We start from the raw sequence: 6,409 nt of genomic DNA, 5'->3' as shown, positions 1-6,409 counted from the left end.
ATACAACAAAAAGATACGAGGATGAACCCGAATACATAAAAATGTATTTAGATACTGTTTTATATCTGAAAGACCTTCCTAAAGGCTATAATTCAATACTTTTAGCATTTTTAAAAAAAATGACTTACTCCAGTAATTCAAATAACGGCGGAGGTCAAATGATATACGTAAATGCACATATGAAAAATGAAATTGCATCCGAATTATCTGTTTCTTTAGCTAGAGTAAATCAAGCTATTACAGACTTTGTTAAAGGAAAGATTTTTTTTAGAGCAGGAAGAGGAACATATCAAGTAAATGCGCATTTATTTGGAAAAGGAGATTGGCAAAATATAAAAGAAATCAGAATGAAAATTCACTTTGATCCAAATGGAAAAACTATTATGTCTGAAGTTGAAAAGAATACCGATTCAAGAAAAAATGAGGATAAACAAGAAACCATACTACAAGTCATTAATTCCTAAAGAGGTGAAATGGAATGAAGATTAAGTTTGAAGAGCCAGTGACACCAGAACTAATTGCAAAGACTTTACAGGATTTTATGGAAGAGTATGAAGTAACACTTGCTACAGCCAATCTATATATTAACTTTCGAAATTCTGAGGGAGCATTGGTGACTCTAGTAGATCGTAACGGAGATGAAATCGAGGGGATCATCGTAAAAAAACCAAAAGCTCAAAAGCCTAAAAAGAAAAAACAAACAAACAATATATTAGATTTCCCTAATAATGAACGTGAAATTGAAATTAAATAATTACAGCAAAAAAGCCGACGAGATTGTCGGCTTTTTCTATTTGAAAGTCACTCACACGAAATTTCACCTGTCGGCTCTCTTTCCTGTTCGCTCTCAAAATCAAACGACCGCTCCTCCATCAAATTGCATTTGAGTTATGCCTGATACTCGATTAAGGGATTCCCGAGTATAGCGGCATAACTGGAGTGTTGGCAAGCTCTATATTTGGTACCCAAATAGGCTTGTTGGGGCACGCCCCAAACCCCAGCAAACCTTGGGCGCTGCCCAAACCCGCAAGGGGAAACCTTCCCCTTGACCCCCTCCAAAAAACTCCCCCAACCCCCTCATTTTTTGAGGGGGCTCCCTCGCCGGTAGGCAGGTCAAAACGGTTTGCGTTTTGACGAACCAAGAGGGTCTGGGTCTGGTGAACCTGTCAACTCCTTATCCTCCCTTCGGTCCGGTACCGTTGACAGGGACATTATCTAGTTCTCTTACATAAAAATGATTCGACATACCGTCTGGTTTCGATCCGTAAAACTACCGAAGGGCTACGGACAACATGTACTCCTACGAAAAAAAACCATACAAGAATCTTGTGAAAAAAGAATAACTTTTGTTAAAGTAGATACAACAAGCATCCGTATGTTGGTTACGGATTTCCCGTAGGGAACGAATTATACATAGGGGGGTGCGAAAAATGGAAGAACAGCAACAATTTATGCAATCTTATACGCGTAAAGAGGTTTCCGAAAAAACAAAAATCGGTATGAGTACATTGATAGACTGGGAAACAGCTTACGGAGATGTTTTGGTTATCCCACGCAACGAAAAAAACGAACGGTTTTACACAGACTTTGAAATTAACATTCTCAACAACATTAAGACGATGCGAAAACAAAAATTAGCTCACGATCTGATTAAAGAAATGATTAAAAAAGCCAAAGAAGCAAATGCACAACATGAAGTTGCCGCATCGGTAGTTCCAATCCCTTCAGTTCCGGTTATGACCGCACACGAAGCCATTGAAAACATGTTGAAATTAGAACGGACAGTAGAAAAGCAAAATCAGGTAATCGAACAACTGGTAAAAGAAATCAAGACTATGCGGCAAGAAAGCAATGAAATAAAAGAGATGCAACAAAAATTGCTCTCTGCTCCGGCTCCAACCGATTATTCTAAATCTATTTCGTCTCTGGAAGAAAAAGTAGAACATTTAACAGAATCGATAGAATCCCTTTCCAGAGTTGAAAAATATGCAAAAGAAAAAGAGAATGAACCAAAAAAAACATTTTGGGAGAAATGGTTCAGAAAATAACCTCTTACGACTTCACAGAAGCTCGAATTTCACGTTTTTCTTGTCAAAGAATAAGTAAATTATCTTTTGTATAAAAAACGCCCCAGAATCAATTCTGGGGCGTTTTTTATGTTATTTTCTTTATCCTTGTATTTTAATTAATTCACTTTAGATTTTTTTGGAAAATAATATGCAAGATTTTATACAATTTCAGGACGGGAAATAAAATGGCAAATGCGCCAAAATCCTTGCCATTTCTACGTTGTATAAAATTCTGCATATTTCATAATATTCGAGAGTTATAGGAATGTTGCTATCACGGGGATGGCGGGGATCAAGGACTTCCGATAATTAAGGATTATGTAAACTTCACATGAATAGGGTATACATAAATTAACCCCTCAACTTAAGTTAAGTTGAGGGATAAGATCAGTCTGAATAAATTGTAGCATTAAAGCTTTCTGGACCTACTCGTACAGTTCCTATTGTACTAGCACTTATAAATACTGTATAAACTACTTGGCCACCAGCCGGAATAGAAACATTGAAATCAGAAGCAGCAAATGATAGTACCTGAGGTCCTAAGACAGATAATTCAAGAGCTTCACGTACTGAATAAATAATTAGGTCAGATAGAGTAGTCCCTCTTACGATAGTTGCTGTAATAGACGTAGCAACTGGTATAGCAGGTAATTGAACAGTTACTGTTCCAACCATTTCAGTACGTACAAGTCCTGTAGCACCCCCTGCACTAAGAGTAAGCTGTGCAAAAAGTTGTGGTGAAGTTGCTATAGGAACCGAAATAGAGTTTGCATAACTCGCATTTTGCGATGTTCTAGCATCGAGTAATTTAACTATTGTTTATTCTCCTTTCTAAAAAAATTAAGATGGTTGTCTAATTTTTGGATAAAGAGGTATTAGCAGCAAAATAATTAAAAACCTAAGAAATTTTTAGTCTTATTAGTAATACTTTTTCCATAAAAAAGACGCTCTCGTTGATAGAGTATGAAAAATACATTTGAAATGCTTGTCCTATTGTCTATAAAAACAAAAAAATTACTAGATTCTGGTTTAACTACTGATAATTCATATCATGTACAAAAAAACATCAGGAGGTACCTCAATCCTCCTGATGTAAGTTACTAGATTAAGTTACTAGATGCACTATAATATATTCATATTGTGTAAAAAATGATTGGACTATTTACTTCCGATAATGTGGGATTATGTCAACTTAACATGTATAGGGTATACAATTTGTTTGGTAAAGAAAAAAGAAAAGCAGATAGCTTTTCTCATAAATAATATGTTGAGCCAAACGGAAATGTTGAAAAACCAATTGGATGTATGACATGAGAATATATGACATGAGGGTGTGCCACGTACATGGGATACATGGAACCATACGTCTGGTGAATTGGATGAAGTGTTTCATGTCCGCTACTCCATGTAGTGCCACTGATACCGACACCGGCACCTGCACCAGAACCGGCACCAGAACCGGCACCAACTTGTCGTGCATTGTTAAAGTATGGGATTATCATAATAATTCGCCTTGCTCCTTTATAGGAATTGGATTGCTCTTTTATATGGTATGTCTATGTACCGAGCAAGGAGCTTATTTAACTAATATTCAATTGTACTACCGATAAACCTAATTATGTGAAAATGAATACCCTCCAGATCGCTTGGCTGGAGGGTATTTTTGTAGGCTCCTAGATACATTGAATTCCGATAATGCCATGTTATGTTAACCTCTAATGTATAAAGCATACATTTTAAATTTTGCTGGATAAGCATGGACAATCATACAAGCAAAAGCTTGTTATCTAGTAAAAAAAATAAAGAAATTCAATCTTTGTCCATTACCAACTCCATTAAACAAGCATAAAATATATAGAGCTTAATCCAATAGGGGGTAAGTATATGGGGAAATACTATGATAAATTAATGGCTAGAGCCAGAATGTATGCCAAAATGTACGATAAAATATATAGTAAATCAATGTATCGTAAATCTAATTGTAGACCGAGTAAATCCGACAATAAATCGAATTGATAAATCGTAAAAACAAAATATTCATAATTATATAACGATAGGTCGAGTGATGGATCAAATTCGAAATACAAAGAAACGATATGTAATCCTTATTGTAAAGAAATGTTCTGCTGTGAATTCATCGGAAGAGATCCAACTTTTTTTCCTGGGATACATATGATTTTAGAATACAATATACATAAACCAAAAGCCCCACATGGAGGATGGGGGCTTAGTAATGCAATATTATATTATTATGATAAATCGTCTGTTTTTGTACCAACTCATTGAGGTATCTTCCGATAATAGCGTGTTATGTTAACTTAACATGTATATACATACATTGGGATTTTTCGGGAAAATGGAGACAAACGCGGAACAAAACTATTAAATTTTAATATAATATTGTAAAAATTAAAATGGAGGTGTTGCTTTCATGACTTCTTTCACAACTGGTATAATTACGAATACGGGAACCACTCCTGCATCGAACCTTGTAATTAACATTGACAATGATAATCTTAATTTTTCATCTAACGTTGTTTATCATATCTACGTATGGAATAGCTTGGTGAGTAAGTCACTGATTTATGCCGGTACACTGAATATCAATGCGAACACAAGCCAAATTCTTAATTTCAACATCACAGGTAATACTTCTTACGAGGTTCAATTTCAAATTACAGGACAGGGACAGGTTACGCCAGATACAGTCATCACTGTATTCGGAACTGATTCATCCGGAAATGTAATTCATCATCAAAAAGTGTTGTACCCAGAACTCACTCAAATTTCGCAAATTAACCCATAAGTCGAGGTGAAGCAACCGTTGACTTAATGTTCTTATGTGTTGAGTTGCTGTTGATATAACTTTTTTATTTTTCCAAACTGATTTTAGGTGAGTGCGCATCTATACACCTTCTGTCGAAGGTGCCGATGCGTACTCGCTATCACTCGATCCAAAAACAAAAAAACTTTAACCCGCAGGGGCTGTCTTTTTATTCTCTTTCTCTATGTATTCTTCTTTGTTTTCTTTTCTCCCTATCATTTTAATCACTCCTTTTATTCACATGTCATTCCTTCTTGTATGTGTTCTCTTTATTCTTTATTTCACTTCCCTTCTCTTCTGTTTCCGTTGAGTGTTCTCTATCTTTTTTCAGCATACATATTGTTCTTAGCATCCATAGAACCCAACATCTCACAATCATTATCTATTCATATTTCTGATTCATTTCATTCAGTTTCTTCTCTCATTTTTTCTCTTTGTATATTCCTTTTTCATTTGATCTTATCCCTTATTCTTCTTTTCTTCTTTCTCTTCTTCTTTCTCTTCACATGTACCCTCTATCTAGCCCGAACGCCCCATTTGTATGTTCTCCACACCTCATGCCGACGTAGTTGGCGTGAGGTGTGGAGACGAGGACTCGAATACAAATGGGGCGTTCGGGCGGCGGTATAACACAATTTCAAGTATTCAATATATCTATACACTCACTGAAACGCCAATAATGTATAGGTATAGTGTATAGGCATTATCTACATCTTTATGTCAGTTCGTATTGCATTGGAAGCAAAGTATCCAAAATAAATTCATTTTAAGGTGCCTAGAACCTCGATAAAAGACTTATAGATTAATAACAGTATTCTCTATGTTTGTAGAAAGACGAACGCTTAAAAACAAATCTGAGGCTTCTGAACAATGTCTACAATGTCTTTGATGTTTGAAAAGGTTTTTCCCCTTGCTTTTGGGACGAGGCGGCCGGGGGTGTGCGGGGCAGAGCCCCCACATGAGCGTGTAGGTATAAGGAGAGAGAACGACACAATGAACGGATGATCTGGCGGTTCGGCTCGTATAATCGCTCGTGCAAGCCGATACCCCACATCTTGCTTTTGGTCCTCGGCTTGGCAAGAGAGCCACAACGAGCCGAAATCCTCTATACAAGGAGGAAAGGGTGGAGATTTTTTGAGTGGGTTTCTCAAAAAATACTACCCGAACCTTGTATAGAGGATAGCTTCTAATAAGATTATATAGGGTGGACAAGCTCAAAAAACGGGTATTAAGTGTTGGTACATCAACATGAAAACGCTTTCATCAAATTATTGCAGAGCAATAATAGTATTATTGCAGAGCAATAATAGTATTATTGCTCTGCAATAATACTATTCTAGTAAATAACTAGAAAATATACATTTTTATGCTTTACAAATATTCTAGTGATTTACTATAATAAACTAAAATTAAATTACTAGAATTTGGTTAAGGAGGATTAAAATGCCTAGAATTGTAGAGCAAAAAATAGAAACAGTCATTGATCAAGACGGAAGTATCCTAGAGAAAAAACACA

6 protein-coding genes are annotated in these 6,409 nt (G+C 36.0%); 4 read left to right on the top strand and 2 right to left on the bottom strand.

What is annotated here, in order from left to right:
* From AAHB12_RS30860 to AAHB12_RS30850, 3 genes are all read left to right on the top strand, one after another.
* A partial coding sequence (locus AAHB12_RS30860; RefSeq protein ID WP_342048897.1) for a hypothetical protein occupies window positions 1-464 on the top strand: 464 nt, incomplete at its 5' end.
* A gap of 14 nt (window positions 465-478) precedes the next feature.
* Window positions 479-754, top strand: a complete 276-nt coding sequence (locus AAHB12_RS30855; RefSeq protein ID WP_342048896.1) for a hypothetical protein — start codon at window positions 479-481, stop codon at window positions 752-754.
* Between the two features lie 676 nt (window positions 755-1,430).
* Window positions 1,431-2,048, top strand: coding sequence for a MerR family transcriptional regulator (locus tag AAHB12_RS30850; protein ID WP_342048895.1), 618 nt, complete (start codon window positions 1,431-1,433; stop codon window positions 2,046-2,048).
* A gap of 408 nt (window positions 2,049-2,456) precedes the next feature.
* On the opposite strand, the gene AAHB12_RS30845 is transcribed toward AAHB12_RS30850, so the two are convergent.
* A complete protein-coding gene (locus AAHB12_RS30845; protein ID WP_342048894.1) occupies window positions 2,457-2,744 on the bottom strand; it encodes a hypothetical protein in 288 nt (95 codons plus the stop codon).
* A gap of 578 nt (window positions 2,745-3,322) precedes the next feature.
* On the bottom strand, window positions 3,323-3,571 hold the full coding sequence (locus AAHB12_RS30840) for a hypothetical protein (protein WP_342048893.1): 249 nt from the start codon (window positions 3,569-3,571) through the stop codon (window positions 3,323-3,325).
* Between the two features lie 1,064 nt (window positions 3,572-4,635).
* On the opposite strand from AAHB12_RS30840, the gene AAHB12_RS30835 reads away from it, so the two are divergent.
* Window positions 4,636-4,875, top strand: a complete 240-nt coding sequence (locus AAHB12_RS30835; RefSeq protein ID WP_342048892.1) for a hypothetical protein — start codon at window positions 4,636-4,638, stop codon at window positions 4,873-4,875.
* The last annotated feature ends 1,534 nt before the right edge of the window (window positions 4,876-6,409 follow it).

It is taken from the genome of Bacillus sp. OTU530, from assembly GCF_038440375.1.
Note: the sequence above shows the minus strand (reverse complement) of the source record. Positions and strands in the feature narration are given on the sequence as shown.